The 15278-nt window shown below is 31.6% G+C and carries 9 protein-coding genes; 7 read left to right on the top strand and 2 right to left on the bottom strand.

The window, feature by feature from the left end; translation table 11 throughout:
- Positions 1-11: 11 nt before the first annotated feature.
- From C7448_RS05660 to C7448_RS05650, 3 genes are all read left to right on the top strand, one after another.
- Positions 12-194, top strand: coding sequence for a hypothetical protein (locus tag C7448_RS05660; RefSeq protein WP_115900404.1), 183 nt, complete (start codon positions 12-14; stop codon positions 192-194).
- A 63-nt stretch (positions 195-257) separates the two neighbouring features.
- Positions 258-1379, top strand: a complete 1122-nt coding sequence (locus tag C7448_RS05655) for a phosphoenolpyruvate carboxykinase (ATP) (protein WP_245939437.1) — start codon at positions 258-260, stop codon at positions 1377-1379.
- Positions 1369-2436 carry a nucleotidyltransferase domain-containing protein gene (locus tag C7448_RS05650; protein WP_115900402.1) on the top strand — a complete coding sequence of 356 codons (1068 nt, stop codon included), beginning with the start codon at positions 1369-1371 and terminating at the stop codon, positions 2434-2436. The genes C7448_RS05655 and C7448_RS05650 overlap by 11 nt, the downstream gene beginning before the upstream one ends.
- Here the strand turns inward: C7448_RS05650 and C7448_RS05645 are convergent.
- A complete protein-coding gene (locus tag C7448_RS05645; RefSeq protein WP_115900401.1) occupies positions 2417-3772 on the bottom strand; it encodes a UDP-N-acetylmuramate--L-alanine ligase in 1356 nt (451 codons plus the stop codon). The genes C7448_RS05650 and C7448_RS05645 overlap by 20 nt on opposite strands.
- 180 nt (positions 3773-3952) lie before the next feature.
- Here C7448_RS05645 and C7448_RS05640 point away from each other — a divergent pair, with 180 nt between their 5' ends.
- The 4 genes from C7448_RS05640 to C7448_RS05625 all read left to right on the top strand — a co-directional run bounded on the left by C7448_RS05640 (position 3953) and on the right by C7448_RS05625 (position 14679).
- Positions 3953-10069, top strand: coding sequence for an alpha-2-macroglobulin family protein (locus C7448_RS05640; protein ID WP_115900400.1), 6117 nt, complete (start codon positions 3953-3955; stop codon positions 10067-10069).
- 42 nt (positions 10070-10111) lie between these two features.
- Positions 10112-10582, top strand: a complete 471-nt coding sequence (locus C7448_RS05635; protein ID WP_115900399.1) for a hypothetical protein — start codon at positions 10112-10114, stop codon at positions 10580-10582.
- Between the two features lie 273 nt (positions 10583-10855).
- A complete protein-coding gene (locus tag C7448_RS05630) occupies positions 10856-13603 on the top strand; it encodes a TonB-dependent receptor (protein WP_115900622.1) in 2748 nt (915 codons plus the stop codon).
- A gap of 2 nt (positions 13604-13605) precedes the next feature.
- A complete protein-coding gene (locus tag C7448_RS05625) occupies positions 13606-14679 on the top strand; it encodes a phytase (RefSeq protein WP_115900398.1) in 1074 nt (357 codons plus the stop codon).
- 56 nt (positions 14680-14735) lie between these two features.
- Here C7448_RS05625 and C7448_RS05620 read toward each other — a convergent pair whose 3' ends face one another.
- Positions 14736-15251, bottom strand: a complete 516-nt coding sequence (locus C7448_RS05620; protein ID WP_115900397.1) for a DUF4136 domain-containing protein — start codon at positions 15249-15251, stop codon at positions 14736-14738.
- Positions 15252-15278 lie beyond the last annotated feature (27 nt).

Genomic DNA, 15278 nt, shown 5'->3' with positions numbered 1-15278 from the left:
ATCGAGCAATTATGAAGAAAAACATAAAAAAGACTGATACAAATTCTAAAGATATTAATCGTAAAGAGGCCTTAAAAAAAATAGGAAGCTATAGTAAATACGCTGCTTTAACGGCCTTAGGAACTTATATGATTTTAAATCCTCAAAAAGCGCAAGCACAAAGCGCCCCAGACGATCCTGGAAGTGGATTTTAATCTTAAAAAAAATCATTTAAAAACCTCGATAGTTTTATCGAGGTTTTTTACTTTTAGTCAATCATGATGAATAAAATAATTAAACAAGATATAGAAAATAAAAGTATCGTTTGGTTTCAAGACAATAATGAATATCTTGTTGTAGAACCACTTGTAGCTGAAACACTCTTTCTTTTAAATCAAAATGTTGATAAACAAGAAATAATTACCCAAATAACTAAGCAACTTAACATCCCTTATAAAGAAACATTCAATTTAGTTCAAGATATTGAGGTTTTACTCAATACCTCGAAAGAAGCTAACAAGGAAAACAAACCTCTTCCTGTAATTAAACCAACTTCATTTGCCTCAATAAAACATTATAAAATTAAAGGTTTGATTTTAGAGGTAAAATATGCTTCTGACTTAGAAAGTTCTTTAATTCATCCCAAATTTGCCCATTTAGAAATTGAAAGAACCAAGAATATCAATCATAAATTTGAAGTTTTTAGCAATCATAATGCTATTTCTTTTTCTGTGGATGATGTTATTATTGACACTTGGAACTTAAGAGAAATACATTATTTCCAAGGTAAATTCTCTATGGAACTAGTGCAAAAAATCCATAACAAAAAAGAAGATAAATGGACAGGTGTTTTTCATGCTTCAGCTGTTAGTGACAATAGTAATTCTGTTTTATTTTTAGGTGATTCTGGTAATGGGAAAAGTACTTCTCTGGCATTATTGCAAAATAATGGTTTTATTTGTTTAGCTGATGATTTTGTACCTGTAGACAATAATTTAAATGTGCACAGCTTTCCTGCTGCTATATCTATCAAGAAAAATAGTCTCGACACCTTACTTCCAATGTATCCTGAGTTAAAAACGTCTGCTGAATATCATTTTGAAAGACTAAATAAAACAGTTCGTTATCTACCTACAAATAATCACGATTATTCTTTAAAACTACCTTGCAAAGCTTTAATATTCATCAAGTATCAAAAAGGCAGCAATCTAATTATTAATAAAATTTCAAGTATTACAGCTTTTGAACAATTAGTTCCAGATTCGTGGTTGTCTCCAATTCCTCAAAATGCTAAACTTTTTTTAGATTGGTTTGAAAAATTACCATGCTACCAATTAACCTATTCTGATAATGAAAAAATGATTGAAACTGTAAAAAAAATATTTGCTGATGAATTATAAAGAAACCCTATTATTTGTTGCAAAGTGTTTAACAATCACTCATGAAAGAGATAATCGCAAAATGATTGAAGAAAAAATAAAAGCCAACACGGTTGATTGGGATGCTGTTGTTAAGGTAAGTACTGCCCATTATGTTTTTCCTGCATTGTATTGTAATTTAAACCGTGCTAATTTTTTACATTACCTCCCTACTAATTTAGTAGAATATATGCAACATATTACTAACCTCAACAGAGAACGTAATAAAAGTATTATAACAGAAGCTAAAGAAATTAATAAGCTTTTGGTTTCAAACAACATCACTCCTATCTTTTTAAAAGGAACAGGTAATTTACTTGAAGGATTATACCAAGATATTGCCGAACGCATGGTAGGTGATATTGATTTTTTGGTCAAGCCTGAACTGTTTAACCTTACTGTTAATATTCTCAAAGAAAACGGATATAAAGAGAAAACTTCTAACTACATAGATAATACCGTCTTAAATAGACATTACCCTAAAATAACTAAAGAAGGAAAAATTGCTGCGGTCGAAGTACATTATAAAATGATTACAAATGAAAAAGGGTTTGATTATAATTTTATTAAAAATAGTTTAAAAAGACTAACTAATAACACTAATGTTCTTTCGTATGAAAATCAAGTTCTTTTAACTTCTTTTAATAAACAAATTAACGACAAAGGTCAATGGTTCAAATCAATTGCTTTAAGAAACTCTTATGACATCTATATGTTATCCAAAAAAGCTTCGATAAAAACAGTTTTAAACAACTTTTACCATCCTGAATCTGACCATTTAAAAAACTTCCTTGCTACTACTAGTTATATTCTTAATTCTCCTCAATCACTAGAATATACAAAAACACATAAGACAAAGAGGTACATCAATAAAGTACTTTTCTTTATGAATAACCCTAAAAAAAGTGCTGATAACAAAAAAAAATGGGAGCTATACTTTTTATACAAACACCGCTTTTCTGTTATTTTAAAATCTTTTTACTTAAAAAAGTACAGAAAGTATTTATTTGATATATTTTTTAATCAACCAAAGCTTTGACCTCATCAAAATCTAAACCTCCGTAGTTCCCTGAGCTCATCAACAACAAAGCAGTATTTTCAAGGTTTTGACTAAATAAAAACTCTTTAAATTCTTGTGGTTTTGTATAAATAATCAAATCATCACGTTCAAAAGCTCTAGCTATTTGTACTGATGAAACTTCTTCAAGTTGTTTAATTTTCACAGCATGTGGAGAATAAAACACCACTGCTTTATCAGCTTTATTTAAAGCTCCTTTGTATTCTGATAAAAACTCAGCGTTTAGACTTGAATAAGTATGAAGTTCTAAACATGCTAACAAAGTTCTATTCAAATACTGGTCTTTAACCGCTGCTGTAGTCGCTGCTACTTTAGATGGTGAATGTGCAAAATCCTTAAACACAACTGTTAAGGAACTTTCAGCAATCTTTTCTAATCGCTTACTAGCCCCTTTAAAACTAGCAATTGCTTCATAAAACTCATCCTCATCAATTCCCATGTGTTGGCAAATCCATTTTGCTCCTGCCAAGTTTTGTAAATTATGCTCTCCAAAAATTTCTAACGGTAAATTACCTTCAGGTGTTTCTAAATAAGTAATTCCATTATCAATAAAATAATCAGGGGTTTTATAAGGATATTTTTTTATCGGGTGATTAGAATTTTCAACAACCTCTTTTAACACCTCATCTTCTTCATTATATACCATTATTCCACCATTCGTCAACGAATCAGTAAAGGTTGAAAACTGTTCAACATAATTTTCAAATGTTGGAAATACATTAATATGATCCCAAGCAATTCCACTTAACAATGCAATATTTGGTTTGTACAAATGAAACTTCGGACGCATATCTATTGGAGAACTCAAGTATTCATCACCCTCCAAAACAATAAACTCATTTTCTTGAGTTAAATGCACCATGGTATCAAAACCTTCTAACTGTGCACCCACCATATAATCCACTTCCCTATCATGATAATTTAACACATGTAAAATCATTGAAGTTATGGTCGTTTTTCCATGAGATCCACCAATAACCACACGAGTTTTATCTTTAGATTGTTCATATAAAAACTCAGGGTACGAATAAATTTTCATTCCTAGTTCCTGTGCTTTCAACAACTCTGGGTTATCTTTTTTTGCATGCATTCCTAAAATAACAGCATCTAAATCAGTAGTTATTTTCTCTGGAAACCAACCAAACTCACTAGGTAACAAACCTTTATTTGCTAAACGTGTTTTTGATGGATCGTGAATTGTATCATCACTCCCTGTTATTTGGTATCCTTTTTGTTGTAATGCGATTGCTAGGTTATGCATTGCGCTACCTCCAATAGCTATAAAGTGAATTTTCATAGTGCTGTTATCTGTGATATAAGCGTCAAAAATACAAAACCAAGCGAGAATTTTAAGTATCTTTAAATCGAAACTCACTGAAAAACTACTTACACTCACTCAAATGTAGGTTTTACAAGTTTATCCTTGTTATAATCTCCCATTTTTAAGTATTTTGTGTAGATAAACGAACAACATGTTATGAAGAAATTAACCTCCATTTTGCTAATGATTTTATTTTCAACCTTAGTACATTCCCAAGAAAACTATAATAATTTATGGGAAAAAGCTCACAAGTTTGAGGCAGAAAACTTACCTAAGTCTGCTTTAAAAATAGTAAATACTATTTACGATAAAGCTGAAAAAAGCAACAATGCTCCTCAGATTATAAAATCTTTGTTTTATAAAAGTAAGTACTCTTTAACTTTAGAAGAAAATGCACAATTAAAGATTATTGATGAGTTCAAACAGCAGATTAACAAAAGTAAATTTCCGACAAAAAATGTGCTAGAAAATGTATTAGCTAACTTATACTGGCAATATTTTAATCAAAACAGATGGAAATTTTACAATCGTACCCAAACACAAGAAAAAGTAGATGGAAATGATTTTAGAACATGGGACTTAAATACGCTGTTTGCAGAAATTCATTGCCACTATCAAAATTCTTTAGAAAATGAATATGAGTTACAAAAAACTGATATTTATACCTTTAAAGATATTATTCAAACAGAAAAAGACTCTAAAAAATACCGTCCTACCCTATTTGACTTTTTAGCGCACAATGCCTTAGAGTTTTATAAAACCACAGAAACTAACATTACAAAACCTACTTATCAATTTAAAATTGATAACGCTTTATACTTAAGTGAAGCTGATAAGTTTTCTGCATTAAACCTTACTACAAAAGATGATTTATCATTGCAGTTTAATGCCTTAAAAATCTATCAAAAATTAATTAGCTTTCATTTAAAAAACAAGAATCTTAACGCCCTTGTAGATGCTGATATTCAACGATTACAATTTGTGGATCAACATGCAACTTTTAACAACAAACAAAACTTGTTACTAAGAACTTTAAAAAACTCCGCAGAAAATAATCACAATAACAAAGAGTTTAGTGGATTGTACGATTATGAAATCGCTAGAGTTTACAGGCAACAAGCAAACACATATCATACTAATAAAAACAAAGATTTTCGATTTAAAAACAGACAAGCGCTTGCTATTTGCAAAAAAATTATTGAACAATTTCCTAAAAGTTTAGCTGCTGAAAAATGTGAAGCTTTACAACAACAAATCACAGCCACATCACTTAGTCTTCTTTCTGAAAAATTTGTTCCAATTCAAACCCATTCAAGATTATTAGTTACCTATAATAACATTGATAAACTATACTTTTCTGCTTATAAAATTAATCGAAAACAATTAGATGAACTTCAACAAATTTACAAAAAGGAAGAGCGTTTTAATTTTATTCAAAAACTTCAAAAAGCGACTTCGTGGAATAGTAACTTACGAAACGAAAAAGATTATTTAGTACATACTACCGAAATAGTAGTTCCTAAACTTGTTCAAGGAAACTATTTAATTGTAGCACATCAAAACCCAACTTTTAATGCTACTAGTTTATATGCTACAGCTAATTCACAAGCTACAAATTTAGTTTTAGTAGAAAACAATAATGACGGTATAAAAACCTACCAAGTTCTTGACAGAAATACAGGAAACCCAATTAAAAGTGCTGAATTATTATTACAAAATGAGCAACGTAGATACGCAAAAACGATTCATAAAAAACTAACAACTGACAAAAACGGGTTTGCTTCTTTTAAAAGTGATGCTAATTATGGTAATGTATATGTTACAGTTACATCTAAAAACGATGCCGCTGTTTTTGGTAATTACTACCTGAATAAACATCAAGAACAAGCTACTACAAATGATGATTATACGAGCATAAGACCTTTTATTTTTACCGATAGAAGTATTTATCGCCCAGGACAAACCGTACATTTCAAAGCTATCTTCATTCAAGAAAGAGAAGACAAATCAACACCTTTTACTAATGAGTTTGTACAAATAACGTTGAATAATGTTAATGGAGAAGCAGTAAAAACACTTGATGTAAAATTGAACGAATACGGTTCAGCTTCAGGAGAAATTATATTACCTAATACAGGGTTAACAGGTGAATACTGGTTTTCTATAGATAAAAGTAAAAAACAAAAAAGTGAGTTTTATAACAACGTAGATTTTGATTTTAAACAAGAAAACTATATTACCCGTATTTCAGTTGAAGAATACAAACGTCCAAAGTTTAAAACCGAGTTTAACCCTATCACTAAAACCTATAAATTAAATGATAGTATTACAGTAAACGGATTTGCAAAAGCTTTTGCTGGTTCAAATATTACAGATGCTAAGGTGGTGTATCGCGTACATCGTAAAGTACAATACCCTATTTGGTGGTATTGGCGTAGACCTCAGTTTACTTCAGAAGCACAAGAAATTACACACGGTGAATTAACAACCGATACACAAGGTAACTTTTCAATTATATTCAAGGCTTTACCTGATGAAAGTGTTGATAAAAAAAGCTTACCTGTTTTTGAATATGAAGTTACCGCTGATGTAACCGATGTTAATGGAGAAACTCGCTCAGCTACCTCTATTGTTAAAGTTGGATATCATGCACTACTTGCCAATGTACAAGTGCCTCCAACAATAGATAAGTCAGATAAGGAAACAACAATTGGAATTTCAAGTAGAAACTTAAATGGAGAGTTTATTCCTGCTAAAGGAAACATTAAAGTCTATAAATTACAAGCACCTAAAAATCCATTACGTAAAAGACCTTGGGATACTCCAAATTACCAAGACATTTCCGAAAGTGAGTTTAGAAACTTATTTCCTCATGATCCTTATACTTCAGAAGAACAAAATCCTAAAAATTGGAAAAAAGGGAAATTAGTATTTGAACAAAACTTCGACACAAAAGAATCCAAAAAAATTACGCTTAGTAACTATAAAAAATGGATTTCTGGTAAATACATTATTATTCTAGATACTAAAGATGAATTCGGACAAAAAGTTACCGATAAAGCTCTTTTTACAGTAACTCATGCTACTGAGAAAAAAGTAATTGATAATCAATTGTTCTTTTTCAAAACTAATAAAACAAACTATAAACCAAACGATATTGTAGAGTTACAAATTGGCTCTGCTTCAAAAGATATAACTGTAGTTATTCAAGTTGAAAAAAATCACACTGTTATAAATACTGAGCTTATTCATTTAAATGATAAAGTTAAAACAATAAAAGTCCCAGTTACTAAAAATGACCTTGATGGATTTGTTATCAAATATTATTTTGTAAATTATAATAGTTTTGCAAGTGGGATAATTCCTATTTCGGTTCCAAACGAACAAAGTACTATTACTATAGAAACCAATACTTTTAGAGACAAACTACAACCTGGAACTCAACAAACATGGAGTTTTACCATTAAAAACGATAAAAACAATAAAGTAGCGGCCGAAGTACTAGCAAGCATGTACGATGCTTCTTTAGATGAATTTAAACCACATAATTGGAGCTTTAACCCTATCTCTACCTCTACATATTACTCTTATAGTGGTAACGCAAATGCTTATCAGAGTTTTGGTAATGAACGATTCAGAGTTTTTAATAATAACTATCCTTCATCCTTTAAAACTCAACAATATGACCAATTGAATTGGTTTGGGTTTTACTTCGGAATGAATAGAAATATTCGTTTAAGAGGATTGGCTATGAGCTCCAAAATGCAACCTTCTCCAGAAGTAGAAATGATTGTTGAAGAGAAAGAACTTTTAGATACTCAAGAAGCTGATTTGGCAAATGAGTCAGTTATGACGGGATACGCTAAAAAAGAACCTAAACAAGAAAAAGTTTCTTTAGACGGAGTACAAATTCGTAAAAACCTACAAGAAACTGCTTTCTTCTATCCACATTTACAAACCGATAAAGATGGAAATGTTACTTTTAGTTTTACAACCCCTGAAGCTTTAACACGTTGGAAATTGCAGTTATTAGCACACACAAAAGAACTACAAACAACTACTAAGATATTAACTACCATTACCCAAAAAGAACTAATGGTAATCCCTAATACTCCTAGATTCTTAAGAGAAGGAGATCAAATTACATTAAGTACTAAAATTGCAAACATTTCTGATAAGAACTTGCAAGGTACAGCACAACTTGTATTAACCGATGCTGTTACAGGGAAAGAAATTAACCTGTTGGACAATTCTGCGAAAAATCAATCTTTCAGTGTTGATGCTAATGGGAACACCAATGTTTCATGGAATTTGTCTGTTCCAGATACCTATCAAGCAATTCAATACAAAATTGTTGCGAAAGCTGGAGATTTCTCTGACGGAGAACAAAATGTATTACCCGTTTTATCTAACAGAATGTTGGTTACTGAAACCTTACCTATGTGGGTTCGTTCAAATCAAACTAAAACATTTACGCTAGATAAGCTACAAAATCAGACTTCGACTACGCTCAGTCACCATAAATTAACATTAGAAGTAACTTCAAATCCTGCATGGTACGCAGTACAAGCTTTACCGTATTTAATGGAGTATCCGTACGAATGTAGTGAGCAGACTTTTGCTCGTTATTATGCGAATACTTTGGCGAGTCATATTGCAAATTCAAACCCAAGAATTCAAGAAGTCTTTAATGCTTGGAAATCTTCTGATGCTTTGTTGAGCAACTTAGAAAAAAATCAAGAATTAAAATCGTTGATTATTCAAGAAACTCCTTGGTTACGCGACGCACAATCAGAAACCGAACAAAAGAAGCGTATTGCTTTGTTGTTTGATTTAAACAAAATGAACAACGAGCAACAAAACACGATCCATAAACTACAGCAAATGCAATTAAACAATGGAGGTTTCCCTTGGTTTAAAGGCGGCGACTATCCAAATGCTTATATCACCAATCATATTGCTATTGGTTTTGGTCACTTACAAAAATTAGGCATTACCAAAATAGATGATTCTACAAAAAAAATGCTTGTGAATGCTATCCACTTTTTAGATACTGAAATTGAACATACATATAAAAAATTATTAGAGAAAGCTGAACGTATTAAAGCTGAAAAAGGACAAAAAGAATACACTAAGTATTTAGAACAAAACCACCTAAACTACTTTATCATTCAGTATTTATACATGCGTTCTTTTTATAAAGATATCGATGTTAATAGTACAACTAAAACCGCTATTGAATACTATAAAAATCAAACAGCAACTTACTGGAAAGAATTTAGTTTATACGGAAAAGGACAAATTGCCTTACTACAGTTTAGAAATGGAGAAGCATCAATTGCTGATAAAATTTTAAAATCCTTAAAAGAAAATAGTATTACTTCTGATGAATTAGGAATGTACTGGAAAGAAAATCAACCAAGTTGGTACTGGCATCAAGCACCTATTGAAACACAGTCGTTGTTAATTGAAGCTTTTTCAGAAATTGAAGATGACACTCAAACTATTGACAACCTAAAAATATGGTTACTAAAAAATAAGCAAACCAATCGTTGGAAAACTACCAAGGCAACTACCGAAGCTGTATATGCTTTACTATTGCAAGGTAGTGATTGGATTTCGGTAACTGATATGGTAGATGTGAAAATTGGAAGCAAAACCATCAATCCTTCTAAACTAGAAGATGCAAAGGTTGAAGCTGGTACTGGCTATTTTAAAACCTCTTGGAACGGTTCTGAAATAACTCCAGAAATGAGTACGGTGAGTATTACTAAAAAAGGAAAAGGTATTGCTTGGGGTGGATTGTATTGGCAATATTTTGAAGATTTAGATAAAATTACCTCTGCTAAAACACCTTTACAATTAAAGAAAAAACTATTTAAAAAAGTAAATACTAATACGGGTAAACAACTTCAAGAAGTTACAGCACACACACAGTTACATGTGGGAGATTTAATTACTGTTAGAATTGAACTTCGCTCTGATAGAGATATGGAATTTGTACACATGAAAGACATGAGAGCAAGCGGAGTTGAACCTATTAATGTACTGTCTCAATACAAATGGCAAGATGGTTTGGGCTATTATGAAAGTACAAAAGATGCTGCAACAAATTTCTTTTTCGATCGTTTACCTAAAGGAATATATGTTTTTGAATACGATGTTCGTGTAAATAATGCAGGAAACTTCAGTAATGGAGTTACCACAATTCAAAGCATGTATGCTCCCGAGTTTAGTAGTCATTCAAAAGGAGAAAGGTTACTAATTAAGTAAAATAATTTATCTTAGCATTCACAAAACACTAAATTAAAAATTATGAAGAAAATCTTTTTATTCATCGGTTTTTTAACCATTTCATTTTTCACCGCAAATGCACAAGACATTTCAAATAATGCAATAGGTCTTCGTTTAGGAGATAATGATGGTTTTGGAGCTGAAATAACTTACCAACGTAGGTTAAGTGACGCCAATCGTTTGGAAATAGATTTAGGTTTGCGTAACGGTAGTAATTATGACGGATTTAAAGCTACTGGTTTATACCAATGGGTATGGCAATTAGAAAATCGTTTTAACTGGTACGCTGGTGCTGGTGGAGGTTTAGGTCATTGGAACATAAACAATGCAGGTTCTGATACTTTTATATTTGCTGCTGGTGTTGTTGGTATTGAATATAATTTTGATATTCCTCTAATGTTATCGTTAGATTATAGACCAGAAATAGGTTTTGGCGACACATACGACGGATTTAACTCAGATTTTGGTTTAAGTATCCGTTACCAGTTCTAAAAAAGATAACAATAAAATTTATAAAAGCCTCTAAAGTAACTTTAGAGGTTTTTTTATTGTAAACCCTCTGAGTTAAACACTTATTACCAATGTTTTCACAAAGTAACTTTTACATTAAATAAAAAACCCCTAAATATTATAAAAACATTAACCTATTAACACTTTGTAAACTTTATATATAAGTTTTAATAATTGTTTACTAACAAATTTGAAATCTGGTTGCTAGTTATCATAAATAATTTCGCCATGGATAATTTCACTAAAGATTTCAAAATGAAAAAATTAATACTAATTACGCTTTGCTTTATAAGTATTTTAGGATATTCACAAAGCAAATCGGGGTTAAAAGGAAGAGTTTTAGACGAAACAAATCAACCTTTACCTGGAGCTACAATAAGCATTCCTTCTTTACAAGTTGGATTTTCCACCGACTTTAATGGAAACTACGAACTTTTAAATATTCCTATAGGAAATTACGAAGTTCAAATATCTTTCTTAGGCTATCAAACCTTAACAGAAACCATTACACTTACAAACAATATTCAATCTAAAAACTTTTCCTTACTACCTAAAATAGATAGATTGGATGAAGTTGTTATTAAAGGAAGTATTGGTAAAGGACAGGCAAAAGCCTTAAATCAACAAAAAAACAAAGAGAATATAACCAATATTATTTCTGCTGACCAAGTAGGAAAGTTTCCTGACGCTAATATTGGTGATGCTTTAAAACGTGTTCCAGGTATTTCTATGCAAAATGACCAAGGAGAAGCTAGAGATATTGTTATTCGCGGATTAGCTCCTCAATTAAACTCAGTAACCTTAAACGGTGATAGAATTCCGTCTGCTGAAGGAGATAATCGTAGAGTTCAAATGGATTTAATTCCTTCAGATATGATTCAAACCATTGAGGTTAACAAAGCCGTTACTCCTGATATGGAAGGTGACGCTATTGGTGGTTCCGTTAATTTAGTTACGCGTTCTGCTCCTACTACTTTTAGAGCTTTCGTAGCGGGTTCTTACGGACAAAATCCTGTAAGAAACACACCTAACTATAACGTTTCTGCTTTGGTTGCTAACAGAGCTTTTAAAGAAAAACTAGGCTATGTAGTTAACGCTTCCTATAATTCTAACGATTATGGTTCTGATAATGTTGAGTTTGAATGGGAAAAAGAAAATAACAAAACATACATTGGTGAACACGATATTAGACGTTACGATGTAAAGAGAAACAGAATGAGTGTTGCTGTTAACTTAGACTGGGCTCCTGACAACAACAATACGCTTTTCTTTAAATCAATGTACAATCAGAGAAACGACTATGAAAATCGTTATAGAGTACGTTTTAGAAAAATAGATGAACCAGATGCTACAGGAGTATCAAAAGCTGAAATACGTCGTCAAACTAAAGGAGGTATTAATAATGATACTAATGACAACACACGTTTAGAACGTCAAAGTACTTACAACGTATCAGTGGGTGGTGAACATATCATTTTTGGAAACATTAAATTGAACTGGAAAACGGGAACAGCCAAAGCAAAAGAAGAACGTCCAGACGAACGTTATATCAGTTTTGAAAACGATGATATTGAAGTTATGCAAGACTTCTCACGAGCAAACTTTCCTGTATTACGTCCAACAAATAACGATTTTAACGATCCTTCAACTTTTGAATACAATGAAGTAACCCAACAACAAGGGTTTACACAAGAGCGTAAAATCAGTTCTAATGTTGATGTTTTAATTCCTATTAATGCTACAGGAGCTTACAAAAACTCATTAAAGTTTGGGTTTAAGCACAAGTACAAAGAAAAAGTAAGAGACAATAGTTTTTATGAGTATGATTTAGAAAATCAATTTCCAACGATGAATACCACCACTACTAATGATTATACTATTAATGGTTATTTAGCAGGAGATGATTATAAATCAGGGCTCTTTGTTTCAAAAGAATTTTTAGGAAGTTTAAACTTAACAGGAGGAGAACTTGTGTTAGATGAATTTGTTCCCGAAAACTATGATGCTAATGAAAATATTTATGCAGCATACGGAATGTTACAACAAAAATTGAATGATCAATTCTCTTTTATAGCAGGTGTAAGAGTTGAAAAAACAACAATAGATTATAATGGTTTTGCTATTGATGTTGAAACTGCTGAAGATTTAAGTGATGTAACCAAAACATTTGGAACTCGAAACTATACCAATTGGCTACCTAACCTACAAGCTAAATACAATATTAACAAAAACACCATTGTTAGAGCAGCTTGGACAAATACTATTGCAAGACCTAACTATTTTGATTTGGTTCCTTATAGGAATATTAATAGTGATGATATGGAAGCTGAATACGGGAACCCTAATTTAGACCCTACTGAAGCGATGAACTTTGATTTAATGTTTGAACATTACTTTAGTAATGTGGGTATCATATCAGCAGGAGCATTTTACAAAGATTTAGATCAATTTATTTACAACTCAATTACTGAAGAACCAATCTCTGTAGGTGGGATTACAGAAACCTACGATGTAACAAGACCTTTTAACGGGGGAACTGCTGAAATTTATGGTTTTGAAGTTGCTTTACAACGTAAATTAAACTTCTTACCAGGTTTCTTAAGAAACTTAACAGTATATGGTAACTATACCTACACAGATTCTAAAACGGATGGTATTGCCGACAGAGAAGATGGGTTACCTTTGGCTGGTGCTGTTAAAAACATGTTTAACGGATCGTTAGCCTACGAAAGTTCTAAACTATCAGTTAGAGCCTCTTTAAACTTTGCTGATGATTATATTTTTGAATACGGAGACGATGCTTTTACAGATGTGTTTTATGACGAACAATTGTTTGTAGACCTAAACGCATCTTACCGTATTACTAAAAACTTACAAATCTTTGCTGAAGCAAAAAACTTAACCAATCAAGAATTACGCTTTTACCAAGGTACAAAACATCAAACAATGCAAGCTGAGTTTTATAACTACAACTGGAATGCTGGTTTAAAATACAATTTTTAAGAATGAATAATGTATACAAAATAACACTTACTTGCCTTATTTTAAGCGCTTGTAAAGTTGAAAAAATAGTCCATCAAAACCCGCAAGCGAAACTAGTAGTAGCTTTAACTGCTGATGCTGAAACAGCACCTGTTACTTCTTTTGACGATGCTGCTGATGATCCGTGTATATGGATAAACCCTGTTGATGTAACAAAATCAACCATAATTGGGACAAACAAAAAAGAAGGTTTAGAAGTTTATAATTTAAATGGAAAACGCTTGTATTCTTATAAAATAGGACGTGTAAATAATGTTGATATTCGTGATGGATTCTTATTAAACGGAAAAGAAGTTTCGGTTGTTACCGCTAGTAATAGAACCTACAATACTATTTCTATATTGATTGTAAAACCTACAGGTGAATTAGAAGATGCTGCTGCAAGAAAAATAACTTCTAACTTAAAAGAAGTATACGGTTTAGGAATGTACAAGAGCCCTAAAACTAACAAATTTTATGTTTTTATGGTTGGTAAAAAAGGGGGTGTTGAACAATGGGAACTGTTTGAAAACAACAGTCTAATTGATGCCAAGTTAGTCCGTGAATTTTCATTAGGAAGTCAAGGAGAAGGTATTGTTGCTGATGATGTACATGCCAAGGTATATATTGGAGAAGAGAACAAAGCTTTGTGGAAATACGATGCAGAACCTAATGCTTTAAACAACCGTGTAAAGGTTATCAGTACCAACGATTTGAATATGAAGGATGATTTTGAAGGCGTTACCTTATACGACGCTGGAAACGGAAAAGGATATATTATTTTATCCTCACAAGGAAATAACAGTTATGCTGTTTTCGATAGAGTTAGCAATCAATATCTAGGAAGTTTTTCTTTAAAAGATGGTGCTATTGACGGTACCTACGATACGGATGGAATTGATGTAACTTCTGTTAATTTTGGTACAAAATACCCTAAAGGATTCTTTATTGCGCAAGATGGTGCTAATACCCAAGGTAAAGACAGTTTACATCAAAATTTTAAACTGGTTGATTGGCAAAAAATTTCTAAAAGTCTACATTTAGATTCGTCAAATTAGTGTGTTTGTTGTGTAATTTAAAAAGCCTTTTGGTAAAACCAAGAGGCTTTTTTCAACTATTTCGGCGGATAATTATTGATCACCTTACCAATTACCTTTTGAAAATGTAATTTCTTTTGTTCTGGAGTGGCTTTTTCTCTTACTTCACTAGTAACAATTCCTTGCCATATTAACTGATTGTCTTTACTTTCAACAAAATCAATGGTTAATTGCTGGTTTATTTTTCTACTTTCAATAGGGATGCCCCCTGAAATTCCAAAACCAACATTTCTTCCTCCACTTCCTAAGCCAACACCTATCGTATTCCTATTAAGAGACTCTCTTTCTTCAGATAAAATATTGATATACATATCTGGTTTTTCAGCCAACTGCATCCCTTTGGCTTCCAAAGCCGTCGTTATTTCATAAGTAACTCTTTTTACATCTAATTCATTTAAACCTTTACCGGCATCTTCAAAAAAATTAAAAGTTTTATACTGGTTAAAATCTGTTTGACTATCGTAGTCATACACCACTTTAGAGGATGAACAACTAATAAAAACTATCAGAAAAAAATACTTGTAATACTTCATAAATAAATTCTTTACAATGTAATTAAT

Origin of the sequence: Tenacibaculum gallaicum, assembly GCF_003387615.1 — a bacterium.
GTDB lineage: Bacteria > Bacteroidota > Bacteroidia > Flavobacteriales > Flavobacteriaceae > Polaribacter > Polaribacter gallaicus.
Note: the sequence above shows the minus strand (reverse complement) of the source record. Positions and strands in the feature narration are given on the sequence as shown.

What these genes read in the sequence shown, in the direction of transcription:
- C7448_RS05660 (WP_115900404.1), top strand. Translation starts at nt 12, where the DNA reads ATGAAGAAAAACATAAAAAAGACTGATACAAATTCTAAAGATATTAAT.
- C7448_RS05655 (WP_245939437.1), top strand. Translation starts at nt 258, where the DNA reads ATGATGAATAAAATAATTAAACAAGATATAGAAAATAAAAGTATCGTT.
- C7448_RS05650 (WP_115900402.1), top strand. Translation starts at nt 1,369, where the DNA reads ATGAATTATAAAGAAACCCTATTATTTGTTGCAAAGTGTTTAACAATC.
- C7448_RS05645 (WP_115900401.1), bottom strand. Translation starts at nt 3,772, where the DNA reads ATGAAAATTCACTTTATAGCTATTGGAGGTAGCGCAATGCATAACCTA.
- C7448_RS05640 (WP_115900400.1), top strand. Translation starts at nt 3,953, where the DNA reads ATGAAGAAATTAACCTCCATTTTGCTAATGATTTTATTTTCAACCTTA.
- C7448_RS05635 (WP_115900399.1), top strand. Translation starts at nt 10,112, where the DNA reads ATGAAGAAAATCTTTTTATTCATCGGTTTTTTAACCATTTCATTTTTC.
- C7448_RS05630 (WP_115900622.1), top strand. Translation starts at nt 10,856, where the DNA reads ATGAAAAAATTAATACTAATTACGCTTTGCTTTATAAGTATTTTAGGA.
- C7448_RS05625 (WP_115900398.1), top strand. Translation starts at nt 13,606, where the DNA reads ATGAATAATGTATACAAAATAACACTTACTTGCCTTATTTTAAGCGCT.
- C7448_RS05620 (WP_115900397.1), bottom strand. Translation starts at nt 15,251, where the DNA reads ATGAAGTATTACAAGTATTTTTTTCTGATAGTTTTTATTAGTTGTTCA.